The sequence below is a fragment of the uncultured Pseudosulfitobacter sp. genome (assembly GCF_963976325.1).
In the GTDB taxonomy this organism is placed as follows: domain Bacteria; phylum Pseudomonadota; class Alphaproteobacteria; order Rhodobacterales; family Rhodobacteraceae; genus Pseudosulfitobacter.
In genome coordinates this window covers 1,069,332-1,088,980 of sequence record NZ_CAXBJW010000001.1, presented here as the reverse complement: position 1 = coordinate 1,088,980, position 19,649 = coordinate 1,069,332, and the positions used below count along the sequence as shown (strand labels likewise).

General features: G+C 61.4%; 17 protein-coding genes and 1 tRNA gene. 10 read left to right on the top strand and 8 right to left on the bottom strand.

Annotation, left to right across the window (positions count from 1 at the left end; all coding sequences use genetic code 11):
* From AAC077_RS05425 to fabI, 5 genes are all read right to left on the bottom strand, one after another.
* Entirely contained in the window at window positions 1-1,845 is a 1,845-nt protein-coding gene (locus AAC077_RS05425) for a peptidyl-prolyl cis-trans isomerase (protein ID WP_339767270.1), read from the bottom strand.
* A gap of 77 nt (window positions 1,846-1,922) precedes the next feature.
* Window positions 1,923-3,104, bottom strand: a complete 1,182-nt coding sequence (locus AAC077_RS05420; RefSeq protein WP_339767268.1) for an aminotransferase — start codon at window positions 3,102-3,104, stop codon at window positions 1,923-1,925.
* Window positions 3,105-3,176: 72 nt separating this feature from the next.
* Entirely contained in the window at window positions 3,177-3,698 is a 522-nt protein-coding gene (gene gpt, locus AAC077_RS05415; protein ID WP_339767265.1) for a xanthine phosphoribosyltransferase, read from the bottom strand.
* Between the two features lie 4 nt (window positions 3,699-3,702).
* On the bottom strand, window positions 3,703-4,305 hold the full coding sequence (locus tag AAC077_RS05410; protein WP_339767263.1) for a LysE family transporter: 603 nt from the start codon (window positions 4,303-4,305) through the stop codon (window positions 3,703-3,705).
* Between the two features lie 7 nt (window positions 4,306-4,312).
* Window positions 4,313-5,116, bottom strand: coding sequence for an enoyl-ACP reductase FabI (gene fabI, locus AAC077_RS05405; RefSeq protein WP_339767261.1), 804 nt, complete (start codon window positions 5,114-5,116; stop codon window positions 4,313-4,315).
* A gap of 173 nt (window positions 5,117-5,289) precedes the next feature.
* Here fabI and pdxH point away from each other — a divergent pair, with 173 nt between their 5' ends.
* The 4 genes from pdxH (at window position 5,290) to AAC077_RS05385 (ending at window position 7,164) form a co-directional block, all read left to right on the top strand.
* Window positions 5,290-5,895 (top strand): pyridoxamine 5'-phosphate oxidase, encoded by a 606-nt coding sequence (pdxH, locus tag AAC077_RS05400; protein ID WP_339767260.1) that lies wholly within the window; start codon window positions 5,290-5,292, stop codon window positions 5,893-5,895.
* A gap of 113 nt (window positions 5,896-6,008) precedes the next feature.
* Complete coding sequence (locus tag AAC077_RS05395) at window positions 6,009-6,551, top strand: cold shock domain-containing protein (protein WP_339767258.1); 543 nt, start codon at window positions 6,009-6,011, stop codon at window positions 6,549-6,551.
* A gap of 2 nt (window positions 6,552-6,553) precedes the next feature.
* Window positions 6,554-7,024 (top strand): DUF192 domain-containing protein, encoded by a 471-nt coding sequence (locus AAC077_RS05390; RefSeq protein ID WP_339767256.1) that lies wholly within the window; start codon window positions 6,554-6,556, stop codon window positions 7,022-7,024.
* A gap of 63 nt (window positions 7,025-7,087) precedes the next feature.
* Window positions 7,088-7,164: transfer RNA gene (locus AAC077_RS05385), tRNA-Pro, on the top strand.
* A 64-nt stretch (window positions 7,165-7,228) separates the two neighbouring features.
* Here AAC077_RS05385 and AAC077_RS05380 read toward each other — a convergent pair.
* Window positions 7,229-7,519 (bottom strand): hypothetical protein, encoded by a 291-nt coding sequence (locus tag AAC077_RS05380; protein ID WP_339767254.1) that lies wholly within the window; start codon window positions 7,517-7,519, stop codon window positions 7,229-7,231.
* A 714-nt stretch (window positions 7,520-8,233) separates the two neighbouring features.
* Here AAC077_RS05380 and AAC077_RS05375 point away from each other — a divergent pair.
* The 5 genes from AAC077_RS05375 (at window position 8,234) to AAC077_RS05355 (ending at window position 16,705) form a co-directional block, all read left to right on the top strand.
* The gene (locus tag AAC077_RS05375) at window positions 8,234-11,884 is read left to right on the top strand and encodes a vitamin B12-dependent ribonucleotide reductase (protein ID WP_339767252.1); all 3,651 of its coding nucleotides are present in this window, start codon (window positions 8,234-8,236) and stop codon (window positions 11,882-11,884) included.
* 363 nt (window positions 11,885-12,247) lie between these two features.
* Window positions 12,248-13,462 carry a glutathionylspermidine synthase family protein gene (locus tag AAC077_RS05370; RefSeq protein ID WP_339767250.1) on the top strand — a complete coding sequence of 405 codons (1,215 nt, stop codon included), beginning with the start codon at window positions 12,248-12,250 and terminating at the stop codon, window positions 13,460-13,462.
* A 26-nt stretch (window positions 13,463-13,488) separates the two neighbouring features.
* Complete coding sequence (locus tag AAC077_RS05365; protein ID WP_339767249.1) at window positions 13,489-14,070, top strand: DUF1190 domain-containing protein; 582 nt, start codon at window positions 13,489-13,491, stop codon at window positions 14,068-14,070.
* Between the two features lie 272 nt (window positions 14,071-14,342).
* Complete coding sequence (locus AAC077_RS05360) at window positions 14,343-15,437, top strand: carboxynorspermidine decarboxylase (protein WP_339767247.1); 1,095 nt, start codon at window positions 14,343-14,345, stop codon at window positions 15,435-15,437.
* A 29-nt stretch (window positions 15,438-15,466) separates the two neighbouring features.
* Entirely contained in the window at window positions 15,467-16,705 is a 1,239-nt protein-coding gene (locus AAC077_RS05355) for a saccharopine dehydrogenase family protein (RefSeq protein ID WP_339767245.1), read from the top strand.
* A 254-nt stretch (window positions 16,706-16,959) separates the two neighbouring features.
* Here AAC077_RS05355 and AAC077_RS05350 read toward each other — a convergent pair whose 3' ends face one another.
* Window positions 16,960-17,394: a sigma-70 family RNA polymerase sigma factor gene (locus tag AAC077_RS05350; RefSeq protein ID WP_339767243.1), complete on the bottom strand. Its 435-nt coding sequence runs from the start codon at window positions 17,392-17,394 to the stop codon at window positions 16,960-16,962.
* A 269-nt stretch (window positions 17,395-17,663) separates the two neighbouring features.
* On the opposite strand from AAC077_RS05350, the gene AAC077_RS05345 reads away from it, so the two are divergent.
* Complete coding sequence (locus AAC077_RS05345) at window positions 17,664-17,918, top strand: EF-hand domain-containing protein (RefSeq protein WP_339767241.1); 255 nt, start codon at window positions 17,664-17,666, stop codon at window positions 17,916-17,918.
* Between the two features lie 51 nt (window positions 17,919-17,969).
* Here the strand turns inward: AAC077_RS05345 and AAC077_RS05340 are convergent, their stop codons facing one another.
* Window positions 17,970-19,508, bottom strand: a complete 1,539-nt coding sequence (locus AAC077_RS05340) for a trimethylamine methyltransferase family protein (protein ID WP_339767239.1) — start codon at window positions 19,506-19,508, stop codon at window positions 17,970-17,972.
* Window positions 19,509-19,649: the final 141 nt, after the last annotated feature.

The window sequence follows — 19,649 nt, the reverse complement described above, 5'->3', positions numbered from 1 at the left end:
TCAGGGAAAGTTCACATGAACCGCCTGCACGGCCCGCTGGTCGATCTGCGGGCGCGCACGCACGGTGGTGTCGGCGGTGTAGATGTCCAGAATGTCCTGCGACAGCGATTGGTTCATCTGCTCGACCAGTTGCGCTTGCAGCGCGGTGGCTTCGGCGTTGTCGGCGGCGGGCAGAACCTGATCCAGACGCACGATCACGACCATGCCTTGGCCGGTGATCAGGTTTACATCGCCTTCTTCCATTTCGAACACCTGCGACACGAAGCTGCGCGGGGTGTTCTGGATGAAGGCGTTGCGGGCCTGATCGGCCTCTTCGATCGAATCCAGCCCCAGATCGGCAAAGCCTGCGCCGTCTTTCAGTTGCGGCATCAGGTCTTCGGCCTTGGCGGTCAGCGCCGCTTCGGTGCGTTGGGCCGTCATGTCGGCGGCCACGTCGTCGCGGGCCTCGTCAAAGGTGGCGTCGCGGGCGGGGGTGACCTTGTCCAGACGCATCGCAAAGATACCGCCGTCGCTGAGGTTTTCGATCTCGGGGTAGTCGTCCTGGGTGATGGTGGCAGCCGCCTCGCGGAATTCGGTATAGCCTGCCATCTGGTCGTCGGACCCTTCGAACCAGTCGACGGTGCCCAATGTCATTGCGCCTTCTTTGGTCAGCTCTTCCAGTGTCGCGCCACCGGCCAGCAGGTCGTCATAGTCGCGTGACTGCACGTCGACCTGACGGCGGGCACGGTCGGCGGCCAGCGTGGCGCGCAGTTCCGGCTCGGCCTGTTCGAATGTCGTGTTGTGTTCGGGCAGAACGCCGTTGATGCGGAACAGGGCCGGCCCCAGATCCGAGGGCAGCGGGCCCACGACATCGCCGACCTCACCGGCAAAGACTGCCTCGCCGGCGGCGCCCAGATCGGACAGGCTCATGTCGCCCATGTCCACATCGGCCAGATCAAGGCCACGGTCCTGCACCAGTTGTTCAAAGGTGGTGCCCTGCATTTCCAGTGCGGCGGCGGCGCGGTCTGCGGCTTCCTGATCGAGGAAAGGCAGGCGTTCGACCAGGCGACGCTCGGGCTGTTGGTATTCGTCGGCGCGCGCGTCATAGGCCTGTTGCAGGTCGGCCTGATCGACCTCGACCGTGTCCACCAGCATGTCGGGGGTCAGCAGGGCGTAGGTGATCGTTTTGGTTTCGGGGCGCTGGTAGTCGGCCTGATGCTCGGTGTGATAGGCGCGCATCTCGTCCTCGGTGGGGGCGGCCACCGGCGTTTCCAGACCATCGGCGTTCAGGCGCGACCACGTGAAGTTGCGGGTTTCGCCCACGTAGTCGACCAGCGTTTTGGCATAGGTGTCGGGCATGACCACGCCCGAGGAAATCGCGCCCTGCAACAGGGTGCGCGCAGCTTCTTCGCGCAGGCGGGTTTCAAACTCGGCCTCGGTCAGACCCGAATTTTCCAGCGCCATTTTATAGCCTTCGCGGTCGAATTGGCCGTCAACGCCGCGAAATTCGCGGATCTGGACCACTTCGTCGCGCAGGGCCGCGTCACCGATGGACAGGCCCAGCTTGTCGGTTTCATTGTCCAGCGCGCGCTGGCTGACCAGACGTTGCAGCACCGATTGGTCCAGCCCCATGGCTTGCGCCTGGGCAAAGGACAACTGCTGGCCGGTCTGTGCCTCGTAGGCGCGGATCGTCTGGTTCAGTTGCTGCGCGTATTGGTCGATGTCGATATGTTTGTCACCGACGGTGCCCAGCGTCCGCAATGTGCCCGACAGGTTGGTCGCGCCAAAGCCGCCAAGGCCAAGGATCAGCATGGCCATCAAAATCCAGACGGCGGTTTTCGACATATTCTTCGTGCGTACAGCCATGATGCGGGTCCTCGGATAAAAGTTTGCCTTGTCTAGCGAGCGTGCCGCGCAGGGGCAAGGGCCGTCAGCGAGGCGCGCTAGCGTGGCAGGTCCAGCGCCGCAAGACGGCGGTAGAATTCAGCGATTCCAGCGACATCCAGATTGGCAAAAGCGATGCGCAGATGGCGCGTGCCGCTGGCGTCGTCGTCGGGGTGGAACATGGTGCCCGGCAGGCACAGGATGCCCGCCTCGCGCACCAGTTGCGGCGCCAGATCAGCCGAGGATGCGGCAAAGGGATGCTCCATATAGGCAAAATAGGCACCCAAGCCCAGCAGCCGCCAGCCCTGGGCCGCCAGCACGTCGAACCCGCTGGCAATCGCCGCGCGGCGGGCCAGGATTTCGTCGCGTTCGCCTGCGACCCATTGCGACAGGTTTTCCAGCCCCCAAAGGGCCGCGTATTGACCGATCTGGCCGGGGCAGATGGCGACAGTGTCCAGGAATTTCTCGACCTCGGCCAGACGCGCAGGCGACGCGGCCAGCGCGCCGACACGGTGGCCGGTCAGGCGGTAAGCCTTTGAAAAGGAATACAGATGTATGAAGGTGTCCTGCCAGCCGTCCTGCTGGAACAGCGCGTGCGGCGCGCCGGTGCGGCTGTCGAAGTCGCGGTAGGTTTCATCGACCATCAGCGCGATGCCTGCCTCGACCGCCAGATCGTAAAAGGCGCGGACCAGCTCGGCGGGGTATTCCACGCCGCCGGGGTTGTTGGGGGTGACCAGCGCAATCGCGCGGGTGCGCGGGGTGATCAGGGCGCGGGCGGCGTCGACGTCGGGCAACAGGTCGTCACCGGTGCGCAGGGCGACCGAGGTGACGCCGGACATGTCCAGCCACATCTTGTGATTGAAGTACCACGGCGTCGGCAGGATCACCTCGTCGCCCTCGGCGCACAGGGTCGCAATCGCGGCGGCGAACGCCTGATTGCAGCCCGAGGTAATGGCAACGTGATCGCCTGTGACCGTCGCTTCGTAATGGGTGCTGATCTGGGCCGCCAATGCGTCGCGCAGGGCGGGCATGCCCAGCACGGGGCCATAAAGATGCGCATCGTCTTTCGTCAGCGCCGCATCGGCCATCGCCTGCCGCAGCGCGGGGGGCGGTGGGTCAACCGGTGCTGCCTGGCTTACGTTGATCAGGGGGCGGTCGGCGGGATGTGTGACCCCGTCCAGCCAGCGGCGGGCCTCCATGACGGGCGGGGCGAATGTGGTGGCGGTGCGTGGCAAAGTCATCGGTTGGCTCCGGGTGTGAGGGCAGGTGCCTCCGGCGGGGATTTTTTGAACCAGAGAAAAGGGACCGTTTGATCAGTCCTTGCCGCGGTAGGGCTCAACATATTGCAGGGCCATGTCCCAGGGGAAGAAGATCCAGGTGTCCTGGCTGACCTCGGTGATGAATGTATCGACCTGCGGCCGGCCCTTGGGCTTGGCATAGACGGTGGCGAAATGCGCCTTGGGGTACATGGCGCGGACCACCTCGAGGGTTTTGCCGCTGTCCACCAGATCGTCGATGATCAGGATGCCGGTGCCGTCGCCCATCATCTTGGCGTCGGGTTCCTTCAGCACGTTGGCCTCGGACTGGTCCTGATGGTCGTAGGATTTGATGCTGATGGTGTCGACGGTGCGAATGTCCAGTTCGCGGGCCACGATCATGGCCGGTGCCATGCCGCCACGGGTGATCGCCACAACCGCGCGCCAGCCGCCGCCCTTTTCGCCGGCTTCGCCTTCGGGTCCAAGCCCGTCCAGACGCCACGCCAGCGCGCGGCTGTCGCGGTGGATCTGGTCCCAGCTGATGTGAAAGCCTTTTTCGTGGGGCAAGCGGTCGGTCATGGGATTACTTTCCTGTAAGCAGTTTCAGGCCAAAGCCACCCAGCGCCACGGCCGCGATGCGGTCCAGCACAGGCTTGGCCGCCAGATAGCGCGCGCGGGCCGGGCCGCTGGACAGCAGCAGGGCGCAGGCGGTGTAGAACAGCACTTCGAGCACGAAGTGGTTGGCGACGATCAGGGCGATCTGCGTGGGCTCCAGCCCCTTGGGGAAGATCACCACGATGATCGCACCGGCGAAGAGCATGGATTTGGGATTGCCGAGGTTCACCACAAACCCCGCCAGAAACGCCCGCCCGCGCGGGACAGACACATCGCCCAGCGGGTCGCGGGCGTGGCGCCAAGTCTGGATGGCGATCCAGATCAGGTAGAGCGCACCGGCGATCTTGAGCGTCGTGTAGGCCCATGGAAACAGGGCGAACAGCCCCTCCAGCCCCATCAGCGCCGCCAAGGTCCAAAGCGCCGCCATCGTCGCCAGCCCAAAGCCCGTCGCAATCCCCGCCGCGCGGCCCGCGCTGACGGACATGCGCACCGACGTCAGGAAGGCCGCCCCGGGGCTGAGCAGGGCGGCGATCAGGATCGTGTTAAAGGCAAGCAGGCTTTCGGGGGCCATTGGCGTGTCACTTTGTGATGTCGGGGGCGTCGACGGCTTTCATGCCGACCACATGATAGCCTGCATCGACGTGCAGGTTTTCGCCCGTGGTGCCGCTGCCCAGATCCGAGAGCAGGTAGAGCGCGGCCTTGCCCACGTCCTCGATGGTGACGTTGCGGCGCAGGGGCGAGTTGTACTCATTCCACTTCATGATGTACCGGAAATCACCGATTCCCGAGGCGGCCAGCGTTTTGATCGGGCCGGCCGAGATGGCGTTGACGCGGATGCCGTCCTTGCCCAGATCTTCGGCCAGATATTGCACCGATGCCTCAAGCGCGGCCTTGGCCACGCCCATCACGTTATAATGCGGCATCACCTTTTCGGCGCCGTAATAGGTCAGCGTCACGGCGCTGCTGCCGGGGGTCATCATCTTTTCCGCGCGCTGCATCACGGCGGTGAAGGAATAGACCGAAATGTCCATCGACATGGCAAAGTTGTTGCGGCTGGTGTCGACATAGCGACCGCGCAATTCGTTTTTGTCCGAAAAACCGATGGCGTGCACCACAAAGTCCAGATTGCCCCATGTGTCTTTCAACGATGCGAACAGCGCATCTATCGACGCTTCGTCGCCCACGTCGCAGGGCAGGACAATGTTGCTGCCCAACGAGGCGGCCAGCGGGTCCACACGTTTCTTCAACGCGTCCCCCTGATAGGAAAATGCCAGCTCTGCACCCGCGTCTGCCAGTGTCTTGGCAATGCCCCATGCAATGGACTTGTCATTGGCAAGGCCCATGATCAAACCGCGTTTGCCCTTCATCAGCTCATGCGCCATCAAAAACCCCTTTGCCTTCAAGCCACTTCACTATGCGACCTTTAGGCGATTGACCCCGTGCCATCAAGAGAGTTGGTATGCATGGCGGGCGGTCTTTGCGCACTGTGTTACACCGGTGTTACGTTGGCGCGGACCGCAGGCCAATCAATGTGACGGTATATAAGGGGATCAAAATGGCGGAACGCAGTGGGAAATTCGCGGGGGATGATCCGTTTGCACTGGTGCGCGGCTGGCTGGCCGAGGCCGAGGCGTCCGAGATCAACGACCCAAATGCCATTGCGTTGTCGACGGTGGATGCATCGGGCATGCCCAATGCGCGGATGGTTTTGCTGAAAGACATCACCGACGACGCGTTCATCTTTTACACCAATTACGAAAGCGCCAAGGCACAAGAGATCGAGCAGGCCAAGGCCGCCGCTTTTGTGATGCATTGGAAATCGCTGCGCCGTCAGGTGCGGGTGCGCGGCACGGTCACCCGCGAGGACGGGGCGCGGGCAGATGACTATTATGCGTCTCGTTCGCTGAAAAGCCGTCTGGGGGCCTGGGCGTCCAGACAAAGCCAACCCTTGAAGAACCGCGCCACGTTGATGGCCGAGGTTGCCAAGGTGACAGCACAGCACGGCACCAATCCCAAACGTCCGCCGTTCTGGGGCGGTTACCGGATCATTCCCGTCGAGATTGAATTCTGGGCGGATGGCGATTTCAGGCTGCATGATCGCTATCGGTGGCGGCGCGAAAATCCGTCAGAGCCGTGGCAGATTGACCGGCTGAACCCCTGAAATTCGTGCAGCGTGAAACGCAGTTTATTGAAAAACCATAGGTTTTCACGCTTGAAAAGAGGTGCGTAAATCGTGCAAGTCTTGGTTAACACGTCAACTATATAGTTTTGCAGATGAAAGACTGTTCTGTGCCCGACGAAGATCACAAGCTTGAGACTTTGACCGGCTTGGTCAAATGGTTCGACCCTGTCAAAGGGTTCGGCTTTATCGTCGCGGACACGGGCGGGCCGGATATTCTGTTGCATGTGAATGTGTTGCGGAACTTTGGCCAAAGCTCGGTGTCGGATCAGGCGCGGGTCAGTGTTGTTGTGCAAAGCACGCAACGTGGTGTTCAGGCGATTGAAGTTTTGTCGATCGCACCTCCCGAAACCAGTCAGGGCGATCAGGCGCTGGCCGATCTGGCGGAGTTTGGCGTTGTCGATGCGCCGCTTGAGCCGGGGCGGGTCAAATGGTTCGACAAGGGCAAGGGGTTCGGTTTTGCCAATATTTTTGGCAGTGCCGAGGATGTGTTTTTGCACGTCGAGGTGCTGCGCCGCGCGGGATTGGCCGATTTGCAGCCGGGCGAAGCCTTGGCAATTCGGGTGATAGATGGCAAACGAGGTCGTATGGCCGCTGAAGTTCATGCATGGGAGGCGGCGCTGTCAAAGGACGACTGACAATGCGCGGCATTCTACTGGCTGGTCTTATTCTTGGTTTCGGACATTCTGCGGCATGGGCGGCTTGCGCACCCGGTGCGGTCGATCTGCGTGGCGATTGGGGCCATGCGCGGTTCAACGTTGAAATCGCAGATGACAATGAAGAACGCGCGCGGGGGCTGATGAACCGTCCCAAGATGGCGCAGTCGGCGGGGATGCTGTTTGTATACGACAGCCCGCGCAGCATGTCGTTCTGGATGCGCAACACGCTGATCCCGTTGGATATGATCTTTATCGACGCCCAAGGCGTTGTGCAGAACATCCACCACCGCGCTGTTCCCTTGGATGAAACGCCGATTCACGGCGGTGACAATCTGTTGGCGGCGCTTGAGATTAACGGCGGGCTGGCCGAGCGAATGGGGATTACAGTGGGCAGTCAGGTGCGCCATCCGGCCTTTGCCGACGACGGCGCGGCATGGCCCTGCACAGAATAGGGCAGCTTGGGTGTTTTTGCCCTTTTCAATCGGCGGGGTGGTCGTTATGCACCGCCCATGGTTCGGGGTGTGGCGCAGCCTGGTAGCGCACCTGTTTTGGGTACAGGGGGTCGGAGGTTCGAATCCTCTCGCCCCGACCATATATTTCCCACGATGTTTCGATAAAGAACGGCACGCGCAGGGCGCGGGCCGGATTTGGCGCGTTTATTCGACGGTCGTGCCGCCGGCCGCGCGCATCATCTGATCCAGCAACTGGTCCAGTTGGCGGTCCTTGTAATAGATGCGCCGCGCCTGGCCCGACTTTTGCGGAACCTCTGCGAAATAGCTGAATTCGATCATGGTCGATTCCGGCCCCGCATCGGTGCGGCGCTGTTGTTTTTGCATGACCACGGTGGGGGTTTTCAGCGCACCGTCATATTCCAGCAGCAAGAAGGCCGCGAAATCGGGCGTGGGCAGGGTGCGGCACTGAACGATTCCCCGTGACGGCGTGGCCAATTTGTCGCCGGGCGAGTCGCAGGCGTCCCGAAACGCTTCGTGCAGTCCGGTGGGGTCTTGGGCAAATAACGCACGACGCGCGGGCAAATCTTGTGGATTGCTTACAGTAGTCTCTACATATTGGGGTGCGCAGGCCGCCAAGAAGATGGGCAAAAGTGCCGTAAACCGATTCATGTGCGTGCCTTTTTTGTCAGTTGCGTTCAAACGACCACAAATCCCCACAGAGAACAAACCGTTTCGTGCCGCGTTGCAGAACGGTGGATGAAGCTGGGTACAACTTAATGAATAACGTCACATGAGGGGGCTAAGTTTCCCTCAAGGTTCACAAATTTCGGTTGCGGCCTGTGGGTAAGTTTTGGGGATGATTTTGCCGCGCAGCGAGACTGAATCACCTGAAGGCAAGGGCGGATCAATTGCCTGCGTCGGTCAAGGCTGCCGGTGGCAAAAAAACCTAAAAATTTTCGTTGACGCGAGGCGGGTCGATACGTCAGGTTGTGCAGACATCGCCGGTCACCACAACATTTAGTGGACAACACTAAGAACACATCGGCGACGCTGGGACAGACAAAATTGCGTCATTCAGGACGGAAACACAGGCTGAAACATTCGGTTTCAGCGCAAAAAGACGTGTCTATTTCATCCCGGCACTTGCACCGAGCGGACCGCTGCAACGTCAGCGTTTCAACCTGAAAAAGCTGGATATGAGGCAGCGCGATGAAAATTGACAGAAAGTTCACCCAAGCCGGATCAGATGCCTATGCATCGCTGGATTTCATTACGACCGTGTCCGAAATCCGCAATCCCGACGGGACAATCGTGTTTCACCTCGACAACGTCGAAGTGCCCGCATCGTGGAGCCAAGTGGCCAGCGACGTCATCGCGCAGAAATATTTTCGCAAGGCCGGCGTGCCCAGCAAGGTCAAAAAAGTAAAAGAAAAAGGCGTTCCCGAATTCCTGTGGCGCTCGGTGCCTGCGGACGGCGCGGAAATGGGCGGCGAAACCTCGTCCAAGCAAGTCTTTGATCGTCTGGCGGGCGCGTGGGCCTATTGGGGCTGGAAGGGTGGTTATTTCTCCACCGAAGAGGATGCGCAGACCTATTACGACGAAATGCGTCACATGCTGGCGACCCAGCGCGCGGCGCCCAACAGCCCGCAGTGGTTCAACACCGGCCTGCACTGGGCTTACGGCATCGACGGTCCGGCGCAGGGCCACTATTACGTGGACTACAAAACCGGCGAGCTGACCCGCTCGACGTCCTCTTATGAACATCCGCAGCCGCACGCCTGCTTTATCCAGTCGGTCGCCGACGATCTGGTGGGTGACGGCGGCATCATGGACCTGTGGGTGCGCGAAGCGCGTCTGTTCAAATACGGCTCGGGCACCGGCACCAACTTTTCCTCGCTTCGTGGCGAAGGTGAAAAACTGTCGGGCGGTGGCAAGTCCAGCGGCCTGATGGGGTTCCTGAAAATCGGTGACCGCGCTGCGGGTGCGATCAAATCGGGCGGCACAACGCGCCGCGCCGCCAAGATGGTGATTGTCGATGCGGACCACCCCGACATCGAGGATTTCATCAATTGGAAGGTGATCGAAGAGCAGAAAGTGGCGAGCATCGTCGCAGGCTCGAAAATGCACGAGCAGAAGCTGAATGCGCTGTTCGCTGCGATCAAGGCATGGGACGGGGCCGAGGCCGACGCTTATGACCCCAAGGTGAACGAGGGCCTGAAAGCGGCCATTCGTGACGCCAAAAAGGTCGCGATCCCCGAGACTTATATCAAACGCGTGCTGGATTACGCCAAACAGGGCCACACCAGCATCGAGTTCCCCACCTATGACACCGACTGGGATTCCGAGGCCTACAGCTCGGTTTCGGGTCAGAACTCGAACAACTCGATCCGCGTGACCAATGCGTTCCTGACGGCTGTCGAAAAAGACGCCGATTGGGAACTGATCAGCCGCACCGACAACCGCGTGACCAAGACGATCCGCGCCCGCGATCTGTGGGAGCAGGTGGGCCACGCCGCATGGGCCTGTGCCGATCCGGGCATTCAGTACCACGACACCGTGAACGAATGGCACACATGCCCCGCAGACGGTCCGATCCGTGGATCGAACCCGTGCTCGGAATATATGTTCCTGGACGACACTGCCTGTAACCTGGCGTCGATGAACCTGCTGACCTTCCTTAAAGACGGTGTGTTCCAGGTCGAGGATTACATGCATGCCTCGCGTCTGTGGACCGTGACGCTGGAAATCAGCGTGATGATGGCGCAGTTCCCGTCGAAAGAGATTGCGCAGCGGTCCTATGATTTCCGCACGCTGGGTCTGGGCTATGCCAACATCGGCGGGCTGCTGATGAACATGGGGTATTCCTATGACAGCACCGAAGGGCGCGCGCTGTGTGGTGCGCTGACTGCGATCATGACCGGCGTGGCCTATGCCACATCCGCCGAAATGGCGGGCGAGCTGGGATCGTTCCCCGGCTACAAGAAAAACGCCAAGGACATGCTGCGGGTTATCCGCAACCACCGCAATGCGGCCTATGGCAACGACGAAGGCTATGAAAAGCTGGCGGTGAAGCCCGTGCCCCTGGACATCGCTGGTTGCCCCGACATGCGTCTGGTCGAAATGGCGCAAACCACATGGGACGAGGCGCTGAGCCTGGGCGAAAAGCACGGCTATCGCAACGCACAAACCTCGGTGATTGCGCCCACGGGCACCATCGGTCTGGTGATGGATTGCGACACCACGGGGATCGAGCCGGACTTTGCGCTGGTGAAGTTCAAGAAGCTGGCCGGTGGCGGCTATTTCAAGATCATCAACCGGTCTGTGCCTGCGGCGCTGGAAAAGCTGGGCTATGGTTCGGCCCAGATCGAGGAAATCGTCAGCTACGCGGTGGGCCACGGCACCATCGGCAATGCGCCCGGCATCAACCACACGTCGCTGACCGGCCACGGCTTTGGTCCCAACGAGCTGGCCAAGATCGACGCATCGCTGGAAAGCGCGTTCGACATCCGGTTTGTGTTCAACCAATGGACGCTGGGCGAAGATTTCTGCACCAAGGTGCTGGGTATTCCTGCGGCCAAGCTGAACGATCCCACATTCGACCTGCTGCGCCATCTTGGGTTCACCAAGCGTGACATCGAACTGGCCAACGACCACGTGTGCGGCACCATGACACTGGAAGGCGCACCTTTCCTGAAGCAAGAGCATTACGCGATCTTCGATTGCGCCAATGCCTGCGGCAAGAAGGGCAAGCGGTATCTGAGCGTCGACAGCCACATCTACATGATGGCCGCCGCGCAATCCTTCATCTCGGGCGCGATCAGCAAGACGATCAACATGCCCAACGATGCCACCATCGAGGATTGCCAGAAGGCGTACGAGCTGTCGTGGTCGCTGGGGGTGAAAGCCAACGCGCTGTACCGTGACGGGTCGAAACTGTCGCAGCCGCTGGCGTCGGCGCTGGTCGAGGATGACGAAGAGGCCGAGGAAGCACTGGCCTCGGGTTCGATGCAGGAAAAAGCCACCGTTCTGGCCGAGAAGATCGTTGAAAAGATCATCGTCAAAGAGATCGTCAAGTCGCACCGCGAAAAGATGCCCGAGCGTCGCAAGGGCTATACCCAGAAGGCCATCGTGGGCGGGCACAAGGTATACCTGCGCACCGGCGAATATGCCGACGGCAACCTGGGTGAAATTTTCATCGACATGCACAAGGAAGGTGCCGGTTTCCGCGCCATGATGAACAACTTTGCCATCGCGGTGTCGGTTGGTCTGCAATACGGCGTGCCGCTGGAAGAGTTCGTCGATGCGTTCACCTTTACCAAGTTCGAACCGGCCGGCATGGTTCAGGGCAACGACAGCATCAAGAATGCAACGTCGATCCTGGATTATATCTTCCGCGAACTGGCGGTGTCCTATCTGGACCGCACCGATCTGGCCCATGTGCAGCCCGAAGGCGCGTCGTTCGACAGCATCGGTCGCGGGGTCGAGGAAGGCGTGAGCAACCTGAGCGAGATCAGCGAAAGTGCGGCCAGCAAGTCGTTGGAAGTGCTGAAACAAATTTCGTCGACCGGCTATCTGCGCAAGCGTCTGCCGCAGGATCTGACCCTGTTGCAGGGCGGCATGGCCGATCCTGTTGCCACGTTGCAAACGCTGGTGCCCGAAGTGGCCACCGGCACCGGCGGGGCGGCCAGCATGTCGACCACGGCGGTGGCGTCGGGCGCGGTCAGCCTGGACGCGCGGGTCAAGGCGAAGATGCAAGGCTACGAAGGCGAAGCCTGCGGCGAATGCGGCAACTACACGCTGGTGCGCAACGGCACCTGCATGAAGTGCAACACCTGCGGCGGCACGTCCGGCTGTAGCTGATATGACATCGCGTTTCCCTTGCGGGAAAACGTGCAGGGGGTCCGGCCATCCCAGAAAAGGCCGGACCCCCGACGAGATAGGGTGGGGCGGAATATTGTCCTTCTCACCTTGACACGGGGCGGGTGCGCTCGCCCCCTGACGACGCTCAGGCCGCAGGCAAAAAAATTTCCGAGCGGTTAACATATTGAGCCTGAGTGGCGAGACTAGGGGAGAGCTTCGGCTCTCCCTTTTTTCTGTAACGCATGAAAATCCGAGGGCGCAGGAACAATTGGCCCCGACCCGAATGGAGTTACCCCAAAGCACCTCTGGTTGCCGCGGGCAAATCCGATTAAGTCCTGTCCGGGACGCAGGGGGAACAGACGTTTGAAAAAGATCACTTTGCCTGAACGGCCGCATTGGCGCGACCATGCCAAAGAGGTCGGATTTACCTTTGCGGATATGCATGGCGAACCCTATTGGGACGAAACTTCGGCCTATGCCTTTACGCTTGAGCAGATCGAGACCGATCTGGAAGACCCATCGACCGCGCTGCATGGGATGTGCCGCGAAGCCGTGGCCGAGATCATCGGCAGCGACAGCCTGATGGAAAAACTGGCGATCCCCGAGGCGCACCGCGACCTTGTTGCCGAAAGCTGGAAGCGGGACGACCCGGAAATATACGGGCGGTTCGATTTCGCCTATGACGGCCAAACACCGGCCAAGTTGCTGGAATATAACGCCGATACACCAACGTCGCTGTACGAAAGCGCGGCCTTTCAGTGGCAATGGTTAGAAGATCAGCTGAACGCCGAGGTGCTGCCCGCCGGAACCGACCAGTTCAACGGGATACACGAGGCGCTGGTTGCGCGGTTTGCCGAAGTGTTCGAGAAGGACAGCGATTTGCACTTTACCGCCGTGGCCGGAAATCCGGAAGATTACGGCACGGTCGAGGCCATGGGCTGGGCCGCGCGCGAGGCTGGTTTGGGTGCGCATTACTGTGATCTGGACAAAATCGCGCTGAGCAAGGACGGCCAGTTTCTGGATGACGAAGATCGCCGGATCGCGGTTTTGTTCAAGTTGTACCCGTGGGAGGATTTGCTGCGCGACGACTATGCAAACCACATCGACGGTTCCGGCTGTCTGTTTCTGGAGCCCGCGTGGAAGGCAGTGCTGTCAAACAAGGGCCTGTTGCCGGTGTTGTGGCAGATGTTCGAGGGACACCCAAACCTGTTGCCCGCCTTTTTCGAGGCCGATCTGAACGACACCAGGCCGGACCGTGGTGCCGATGCCGCCGCCTTTGCCCGCGCCGAGGCGCAACTGGACGCGGGCCATGTGCGCAAGCCGATCCTGTCGCGCGAAGGGGCGTCGGTTTCGATCTTCAGATCCGGCGAGGTGGTCGAGCAGTCGAAAAACACCGACTATGCCGAACATCCACGCATCATTCAGGCCTATGCGCCGTTGCCGCAGTTTGACGGCTTTCGTCCTGTTGTCGGTGCGTGGATCATCGGGCAGGCCTGCGCCGGCATAGGTATGCGCGAGGACCGGTCCCGCATCACGCAGGATCTGTCCCGCTTCAAACCCCATTATATCGTTGCGTAAACGACCCTAGCAGAAAGACGACTGACATGACCAAACGTTCGAATCGCGTTGCAATTATGATCGTGGGCGCGACCGCCTTTGCGCTGGCCGGATGCCGCGAAGAACAGGTGGACGCCGCCGCATTCCCGGACCTGCAAAGCTGTGTGGACGAAGCGTCGCGTGGCGGGATGTTCACCGCGCAAGATTGCGAGACGTCTTTTTCGCAGGCCGAAGCGCTGCACGTCGAGGCCGCGCCGCGCTATGACAGCATTGCCGTTTGCGAAGAGCAGCATGGCGAAGGCGCCTGTGGGACCGAAGCAAGCGCAACACAAGGCGGGTCTGGCAGTATCTTCATGCCATTGCTGGCAGGTTACCTGATCGGGAACATGTTGGGTGGAAAGTCGGGGATGGCTGCGTCCCAGCCGCTGTATAAAAACGCCGACGGTCGCTACACCAACGCCGCGCGCACCAGCACCTTTTCCAGCAACCAGGGCGCGGCAAAGCTGAACACTTCGCAATTTGTCCGCCCGACCTCGACCGTCGGGAAAACGCCGATGACCCGCGCCACCGCCGCGTCACGCGGGGGCTTTGGCAAGGCCGGTGGCACAAGGTCGGGCTTTGGAGGGTAGAGAGACCTGACGACGCTTATGATCGAGAACGATCAGGTGCATCCTGCGCAACCGTGAGTTTGGACAGTTTCCACCGACGTCACGCCGAAGGTTGCGCGCCCATGAGAAGGGCACACAGCACGCCTGTTTTCGCCTTGGTCATTCTGCGGTCCGATGCGCATCCAACTTTGGGCGCTGCCCTGTGTGGCGGACATTTTGCCAACCCGCTTGCCATACCGCCCCCATCGCCTTAGGTGGGCGGCTTGAGACACGGCACCAAGGGGAGCACGCCCATGCAAACGCCCTATTACCTGATCGACAAATCCCGTCTGTTGCAAAACATGGAGAAAATCGCGTGGTTGCGCGCGGCGTCGGGGGCGAAATCGCTGCTGGCGTTGAAATGCTTTGCCACGTGGTCGGTGTTTGATTTCATGGCGGACTACATGGACGGATCGACCTCGTCGTCGCTCTATGAGGTGCGGTTGGGCGCCGAGAAGTTCGGCGGGGAAACACACGCCTATTCCGTGGCTTACGCCGATCACGAGATTGACGAGGTGCTGGGCCACAGCGACAAGATCATCTTCAACTCCATCGGCCAGCTGACCCGTTTCGACGCACAGTCCCAAGGGCACACACGCGGATTGCGGGTTAATCCGGGGGTGTCGACCTCGGGGTTCGATCTGGCCGATCCGGCGCGTCCGTTCAGCCGTTTGGGCGAACATGACCCCGACCAGATCGCCACTGTGGCCGACAAGATCAGCGGGCTGATGTTCCACAACAACTGCGAGAACGACGATTTCGACCGGTTCGACGAGATGCTGACCCTGATCGAGGACCGCTTTGGCGCGATCATTGCGCGGATGGACTGGATCAGTCTGGGCGGCGGCATTCATTTCACCGGCGACGGCTATCCGCTGGACCGTCTGGCCGCGCGGCTCAAGGCGTTTGCGGAAACCAACGGCGTGCAGGTCTATCTGGAGCCGGGCGAGGCCGCGATCACCGGGGCGGCGACGCTTGAGGTGACCGTGCTGGACACGCTGCACAACGGCAAGGACCTGGCGATTGTCGATGCGTCGATCGAGGCGCATATGCTGGATTTGCTGATTTACCGCGAACCTGCGAAAATCAGCCCCGACACCGGCGATCACCCGTGGATGATCTGCGGCAAGTCGTGCCTGGCGGGCGATATATTCGGCGAGTTCCGGTTCGACAAACCGATCCAACCCGGCGACCGGATTTCGTTTCAGGACGCAGCCGGTTACACAATGGTTAAGAAAAACTGGTTCAACGGGGTGAAGATGCCCGGAATCGCCATTCGCGAGTTGGACGGAACCCTGCGCATGGTGCGCGAATTCGATTACGCCGACTTTTCGGCAGCCCTTTCCTGAACACCAGACATAAGAGGTCTCTTGGATACATGAAACGCAATGTTCTTATCATCGGCGCAGGTGGCGTCGCTCAGGTCGTGGCGCATAAATGCGCGCAAAACAACGATGTGCTGGGGGATTTGCATATCGCCAGCCGGACGGTTTCGAAATGCGAGGCCATCATCCAGAGCGTGCATGACAAGGGCGCGATGAAACAGGACGGCGTGTTCAAAGCCCATGCGCTGGATGCGATGGATACGGCGGCTGTCGTTGACCTGTTGCAGGGCACCGGGGCACAGATCGTGATCAACGTCGGATCGCCCTTCGTGAACATGACGGTGCTTGAGGCCTGCATTCAGGCCGGTGTGGCCTATATCGACACGGCGATCCACGAAGATCCCGCCAAGATCTGCGAAACGCCGCCCTGGTACGGCAATTACGAATGGAAACGCCGCGACGATTGCGCGGCGGCGGGTGTGACCGCAATTCTGGGGGCGGGGTTCGATCCCGGCATGGTCAACGCATTCGCCCGTTTCGCGGTGGATGAGTATATGGACGAGGTCACATCCATCGACATCGTCGACATCAATGCGGGCAACCACGGCAAGTATTTCTCGACCAACTTCGACCCCGAGATCAACTTTCGCGAGTTCACCGGCACCGTGTACAGCTGGCAGCAGGGCGCGTGGCAGGAGAACAAGATGTTCGAAGTGGGCCGCGAATGGGATCTGCCCGTCGTCGGCAAGCAAAAGGCCTATATGTCGGGCCACGACGAGGTGCATTCGCTGGCGGCCAATTATCCGCAGGCCGATGTGCGGTTCTGGATGGGCTTTGGCGATCACTACATCAACGTCTTTACCGTTCTGCAAAACCTGGGCCTGCTGTCCGAACAGCCGGTGGTGACGGCCGAGGGGCTTGAGGTCATTCCGCTGAAAGTGGTCAAGGCCGTGTTGCCCGACCCGTCCAGCCTTGCGCCGAATTATACGGGCAAGACCTGTATCGGTGATCTGGTCAAAGGCACCAAGGACGGCGCCGAGGCAGAAGTGTTCGTCTATAACGTGGCCGATCACAAAGAGGCCTATGAAGAGGTTGGCAGCCAGGGCATTTCCTATACCGCCGGCGTGCCGCCCGTGGCCTTTGCGATGCTGATCGCCGATGGCACCTATGACGTGGCCAAGATGGTCAATGTCGAGGAACTGGACCCCAAGCCGCTGTTCGCGCTGTTGGACGACATCGGCCTGCCGACACGGGTCAAGGATGCCAAGGGCGACCGGGCCTGGAACGGATAAAGTAGAAAGGGGGGCGTTGCGCCCCCCTTTTTGTTTTCAGTCACCGAAGCCCGGAACAAAGGTGCACAGCACCGCCGGGCAGCGCCCGACCGCCCGTCACGCCGGAGGCGTGCCTAAAACAATCGGCGCACCTTTGGTGCGACGGGCGGGCGCTTCGTCGCCGTATTTCAATGCGTCATCCCCACGCCAAAGCTTAGACATAAAGTGGCACGAACCACGGTTCCGATGCCCGCCCGCGGTCGGGTGCTGCCCTCTCACTCCATTTCCCCCTCCAATTCTCGCCGCAGGCGGGCCCGCGCCCGCGACAGGCGTGACATCACCGTGCCCTGTGGCAGGCCGGTCAGCTTGGCCAGCCGCGCCGGGGAGCTTTCGCCACCTGCGACCAGCCGCATCAGGTCGGCCTGATCGCGCGGCAGTGTTTCGATCACCCGCAGGGCGTCGGCGCAGTCCAGCCGCATCGGGGCTTCGGGTTGAACCGTGGCGTGGTCTTCCTCCAGCTCCTCGGTGTCGGATGCACGTCGCCACGACATGCGCGCCTGATTGGTCAGTGTGCGCATGGCATAGGCGGGCAGGTCGTCGATGGGGCCACCACGGCGGGCGCGCTGGATCAGGCGCAGCAGCGTTTCTTGCACCAGATCGTCGGCGGCGCTGTGGGACCGGGTCAGCCGACGCGCACGGCGGGTCAGCATGGGAATGAGGCGGGTCAGGGGGGCATGTGTTGTCATGGGGCGACCTAACCCTGCACGGCGGGCGCTGAACAGACGGGGGGTTTCTGCCGATCTGTCAGGCGGGGCCTTTTTGGGCGACCGGCTGCCGAAGGGTTTGGCGCGGATCGGCGTGGTATCGCGCGTGGGTTGTGACGGGCGACGGGGCAGGGACGCAAGGGGCGGTTTTCGCATCAAACCCTATGAGCGCCCAACGAGGCCTCGTTAACCAAGACTTACCAAGGAGTACCACCATGACCAAGTTCACAACATTCGCCGCCGCCGTCGCTGTTGCCATGACCCCCGTGATCGCCAGCGCGAACACCGCGGCCGAACTGGACGCCAATCAGGACGGTTACCTGACATTGGACGAGTTGCAGGCCGCCTATCCCGACATGACAGGTGACCAGTTCACCCTGCTTGATCTGGACGCCAACGGCGCGCTGGACGCCGAAGAAGTGGCCGCCGCGACCGAGGCCGGCATGTTGCCCGCGCCCAACGAAGGCTAAGGCGCATCAAGGCAGGCGTCCGGTGTTCCCCAGTCCCGGACGCCTGCTGATTTATGCCGGCAGGTGGATGTTGAACTTTGCCCTTATGGCGGCGTCCAGCGCCGGATCGAACCGCGCGGCAGAGCGCGTTCCCAGAATGTCATTCTTGCGCTCGGTCGCCCGCGCGACAAGGTCCGGCTTGCCGCGTTCGGCCCATTCCTTGGGCGAGGTGCGGTCGCCAAGCGCGGGATAGACGTTGTCCATCTCCATCCGGCCCAGCGTTTCGGCGGTGCCAAGATAATGGCCTGGACCGCCCAAGCAGACGGCGGCCATCTGGTCCAGCGCCATGGTGTCGTCGGTCACTTCGATGCCGCGCACACAGCGCAGGGCCTGACCGATCAGATCGTCGCCCATGATCAGGCTTTCGTGGCAGAACCCCAGTAGCGACGCGTGCATGCCCGCCGCTTCGTAGACCATGTTCAGCCCCGACAGCCCTGCCATCACGTTGGAACACATCTGTTCCCATCCGGCCTGCATGTCGGGCAGTTTGCTGTCGGCAATGCCTGCGGCGGCGCCTCCGGGCAGGTCGTAGAACCGGTGCATCTGGGCGCACCCTGCCGTCAGCAGCGCCTGTTCACCCGACCCGCCGGTCATGGCCCCCGTGCGCAGGTCCAGATCGAACGGCCAGGTGCCGAAGATCGCCGGTGCGCCCGGTTTGACGGCATGGACATAGACCAGACCCGCCAGACATTCCGCCACCGCCTGCACGATCGCGCCCGCGATGCTGCCCGGCGCGGTTGCCCCCGACATGCCTGCCGACAACAGCAGCACGGGCATGCCGTGTTTTATGCAGGCCTCCATCACCAGACAGGATTCCGTGGCGAATTTCATCGGTGGCACGACAAAGCAGTTCGAGTTGCTGACAAAGGGCCGTGCGCGCCATGCCGCTTCGCCGCCTGCAATCATGTGCAGCATCTCGATGGCGGGGGCGACATAGGCGGGATCGGTGAAGGACAGGCCGATGTGTTTGGTCGTGCCTGCCGTGCAGGCGTAGACCGAGTTCATGTCCATTTCAAAGTTGTCGGCAATGTCGCGGCAGACCATGGGACGCTGGACAAAGTGGATGTTGTCCAGCCGGTCGCAGATCCGCGCGGCGTCGTGCAGATCCTGCACCGTGCTTTCGCGGTAGCTGCGTCCGTCGGGTTCCACCATATGCACAGCAGCACCGGCGGTGCCGTAGTGCACGCGGGTGCCCGACAGGTCCAGATCATGCAGCCCGTCGCGGCTGTGCAGGGTCAGGGTGCGGTCGGCGCGCGCGATCGTGTCCTCGACCAGCGCGCGGGGAAAGCGGATGCGCCCGTCGGCACCCTGGATGGCCCCCGCAGCCGTCAGATAGGCCACACCGGACAGCGGCGCGTCTGCCAGACCGATGCGTTCCAGCGCGTCCAATGCGGCGCCGTGGATGCGCAGGACATCCGCATCGCTCAGCGGTTTGTATTGGCCACCGGTCATGCCGGGGCGGATGGGGCGCAGGTGGTCGGCCAGCGGGGCCGCGCGTGCCGCACGGCGCGCGGCGCGGCCGCCGGTGCGCGAGGGAGAATGATCGTTCATGATGAAGGGTTCCGTTTGCAGGACAAAGGGCAGGATGATCGGGGTAAGCCCCTTCAGGGCCTGCCGCGTGCCGCGCGTCCGCGTTCGGCACCGATGGTGCGTACAACAAGGGCGATTTTACACAGATCAGCCTGCATCCCA